Below are 2,185 nucleotides of genomic sequence, written 5' to 3' on the forward strand. Positions count from 1 at the left end.
TTCAAATCCCGGCGTGACGATTGCTGGTGCTAGTGGGGCAACTTGTTCGAGTTGGGTACTAGTGGCAATCCAACGTCCTTTAAACCACTCAGGATAGCTCAATTCGCCCTCGTGCTGGGCAACTGGGGCTAAGGTGTGCCAATTTGGGTATCGATCGATCCTGTCACTCAAGGCTCCGGCTAGCGCACTCTGAGAACTACTGCACCAAATAGCGATCGTGACTAGACAAGTTAAAATTTTCTGGACTGATGAAGATTTAGTCCGCCTACGCGGACTTTGCATCACGAGCGACGATTTCAATCGTTGTGATGTCCGAACCGCGTTCGCAGTTATGATAATACCTTGCATTGTCCGTAATAACGTAATAAATGGTCGCATAATACTAGAGCCACCATTGCTTCTACCATCGGTACCGCGCGGGGTAACACACAAGGATCGTGTCTTCCTTTGGCGGCGAGGGTGGTTTCTGCCCCCGCTTGGGTGACGGTATTTTGCTCTTTGCGAATGGTGGCTGTGGGTTTAAATGCTACTCGGATGATGATATTCTCGCCATTAGAAATTCCGCCTTGGGTACCGCCAGAGCGATTTGTTCGCGTCCGAATTTCGCCATCCTCGTCGGTGTAAAATTCGTCGTTATGTTCGCTACCTGTCATGAGGGTACCAGCGAAGCCGGAACCGATTTCAAATCCTTTAGTTGCGGGGAGCGACATCACGCCTTTGGCGATATCGGCTTCTAACCTGTCGAATACCGGAACGCCCAAACCTTTGGGGACGTTTCGCACGACACATTCTACCACGCCGCCGATCGAGTCGCCTTCTCGCCCGATCGCTTCAATCCGATCGATCATCAGATCCGCACAGCTCAAATCGGGACAGCGGACGATGTTACTTTCGACATCCGCCAGGGTGACGGTATTGCTATCGACTGTCGCTTCAATATCCTGAATCCGCTTGACGTAGCCGATAACTTCGACATTATTATAAATCTGGAGAATCTTCTTGGCAATGGCTCCAGCAGCTACTCTGCCGATCGTTTCTCGTGCTGAAGATCTACCGCCACCTTGCCAATTCCGAATCCCATATTTAGCATCATACGTCGCATCGGCATGAGACGGGCGATAAGTCTGCACCATCTCGCTGTAGTCTTGAGAACGAGCATCTTGATTTCGCACCAAAATACTAATCGGCGTACCTGTCGTTTTGCCTTCAAATACCCCAGATAGAATTTCGCAGGTATCTGTCTCTTTCCGGGGTGTGGTAATTTTACTCTGTCCCGGACGACGACGATCGAGTTCGACTTGAATTTCGGCTGCGCTAATTTCTACTAAGGGGGGACAACCATCGATAATGACACCTACCCCGCCGCCATGCGATTCGCCGTAGGTGGTAATTCTAAATAAATGCCCAAAGGTGTTTCCCATCGTATGTGCGGCTCGATTTTTGGTGATTGGTTACTAGTTTATCAGTGGTAGCAGTGGAGACTCGATCGGGCTTCTAAAAATTTCGCGATCTGTTTTACATAATTACATTATCTGCTCTCAATTACTACTCGGTTATCTCCAAATAGCCATTAACGCTACAGTCAACATCATTATCGCCCCGAATAACATGCAAAATAACTTGCTCAAAAATATACTCAGAGATGTTGCCAAATCATCTGCTACATCTACAATCGCTCTGGTCGGGTCAATTCTAGGGCTGGGTCTAGTCTGGGTAAATCCCGCTGGAGCCGTTACTTTTGGCACGAATCTCATCGTCGATGCAGATGCTGAAGCAAGTGTTGGTTTAAGAGATACAGCAAGTGCTGTTTCTGGCTGGACGGGATCTGGGACACTTACTTCGATTCCCTATGGTACTGCTGGTTTTCCCTCAATCACAAGTCCAGGCCCAATCAATCGTGGTAACAATTTCTTTTCGGGAGGAACAAGTGGCGTAACTAATCCTTTCCAGTTTATTGATGTATCCGCAATTGCTGGAGCCATAGATACAGGTACTGTCAGATACGATCTATCTGGCTTTTTCGGAGGTAAAACGGACTCAGATGACGATGCAGGTCTTCGGATGGTTTCATACAGTCAACGTGGTTCTGAGTTGGAGATTACTCGAATTGGCTTCTACACAAAAGAAGATCGAGCGAATATTACTGGATTATTGGCGGCAAGTAGTTCTGCTGTGGTTCCCATTG

2 protein-coding genes and 1 pseudogene are annotated in these 2,185 nt (G+C 48.1%); 1 reads left to right on the forward strand and 2 read right to left on the reverse strand.

What is annotated here, in order from left to right; all coding sequences use genetic code 11:
• Positions 1-282 (reverse strand): annotated as a pseudogene (locus Q0R35_RS03485) (hypothetical protein); the annotation flags it as partial.
• Between the two features lie 47 nt (positions 283-329).
• Positions 330-1,421: a chorismate synthase gene (gene aroC / locus Q0R35_RS03490; protein ID WP_295614512.1), complete on the reverse strand. Its 1,092-nt coding sequence runs from the start codon at positions 1,419-1,421 to the stop codon at positions 330-332.
• A gap of 187 nt (positions 1,422-1,608) precedes the next feature.
• On the opposite strand from aroC, the gene Q0R35_RS03495 reads away from it, so the two are divergent.
• A partial coding sequence (locus tag Q0R35_RS03495; RefSeq protein ID WP_295614514.1) for a hypothetical protein occupies positions 1,609-2,185 on the forward strand: 577 nt, incomplete at its 3' end.

The sequence above is a fragment of the Chamaesiphon sp. GL140_3_metabinner_50 genome (genome assembly GCF_025361915.1).
Classification (GTDB): domain Bacteria; phylum Cyanobacteriota; class Cyanobacteriia; order Cyanobacteriales; family Chamaesiphonaceae; genus Chamaesiphon.